The sequence below is a fragment of the Cupriavidus sp. WS genome (assembly GCF_000395345.1).
Taxonomy (GTDB): Bacteria; Pseudomonadota; Gammaproteobacteria; order Burkholderiales; family Burkholderiaceae; genus Cupriavidus; species Cupriavidus basilensis_B.
Window position 1 is genome coordinate 1 of sequence record NZ_AQPL01000690.1, and the last position, 1515, is coordinate 1515.

The 1515-nt window shown below is 66.4% G+C and carries 1 protein-coding gene; it reads left to right on the forward strand.

The genetic code is table 11. From position 1 onward, the window contains the following. On the forward strand, positions 1 to 1145 hold a 1145-nt coding region (locus K206_RS0136560; protein WP_029044467.1), incomplete at its 5' end, for a DNA cytosine methyltransferase. Positions 1146 to 1515: the final 370 nt, after the last annotated feature.

Here is a 1515-nt window from a genome sequence, read left to right on the forward strand (position 1 = left end):
TCCTGGGCGCACTGGCCGGAGAAAGCCGTGCGCTCCAACCGCCAGGGCAAAAATGGGCGCACGCAGGTTGTGTGTCTGGACCCCGGCGCCGCATCGCGTGGCGCGTGCTCGACGCCCAATATTTCGGCGTCGCCCAGCGTCGCCGTCGCGTGTTTCTTGTGGCAAGTGGTGGAGGTGGCCTCGATCCCGCAGAAGTACTTTTTGAGCGCGAAGGCCTGCTCGGGGATTCTTCGCCGGGCTTCGCGCCGTGGCAAGACGCTTCCCGCGCTGCTGGACATGGCATTGCAGCAGCAGGCTATGCCGGACTGAAGCAGCCCTATGGCAAGGTCACCATGACGTTCGGGTTCGGTGGCGGCAATACGGCAGGCCCCATCGACGTGGCCGCCTGCCTGACCGCCGCGCCCGGCCCGAAGAATGACTTCGAAATCGAAACCTTCCTCGCGCAGTCCATCGCGGGCAACATCACCCACACGCTCAGCACCGCCAATGGCGGCAAGGGCAGCAGCGAGGACGGCACCGGCAAAGGCGTTCCGATCATCGCTTTCACCGCCCAGGGCTACGGCGCGGATGCGGTAATGAACCGGGCACCGACGCTGCGCGCAGGCGGGCATCGCAGCAGCCATGCGAACGCAGGCGTGGTGCCTGCCATTGCCTTCGCGCAGAACAACCGCGGCGAAGTGCGCTTCGAGTCCGGCCATGGGCAGGTGGCTTGCACCGTCCTGTCCAACGGCAAGCCCGGCTACGGTGTGCCGATGGTGGCATGCGTTGCCCTGCGGGGCCGGCAGCATGGTCTTGCCGCCGAGTTGGGCGACGGCGTATCGACCGCACTGCGCACCAGCGGCGGCGGCGCGGACAAGCCCCATGTGTTGATCCCTGACTTCGAGGCGCATTTCCAATACGACTGGAATGGACCCAGTGCGGCGGACTGGTCGCAGTGGCGCGTGCGGCGGCTGATGCCCACGGAGTGCGAGCGGCTGCAGGGCATGCCCGACGACTACACGCTGATCCCGTACCGCGGCAAGCCTGCCGCAGATGCTCCGCGCTACAAGGCGATTGGCAACTCCATGGCCGTCCCATGCATGGCTTGGCTGGGCAACCGGCTGGTGCAGTGCCTGCACAAGACGGACTCGACCGCTTCGGATTGATCGACGACGCAGCCTGCGGGCCGCGCCATTCTCCCTCCTGCATTGCCGACGTGTCGGCAGCAGCCCGCAGCCAGGGTGTCAAGGCTGCCGTGGGTTCCACCCACGCCACCCGCCAGTTCGCCTCGGCATCTCACCGGCGAACGCTGCCCACCGGGGCACCGATGCCTCCTTTCTCCAACCCACGGGATGGTCGCCACGTCCCGTCAGGAACGTGTCGCCACCCGGTCGATTTCAGGACTTCCCATGGACACCATCACCAAGCAAGACCGCATCATGCTGAAGAACCTCAAGGTCGCCGACTTCGCCAGCGAGGAAACGCTGTGCTTCACCGCGACCGTCGTGTTCGACGGCACTCCAATCGCCGAGGCCC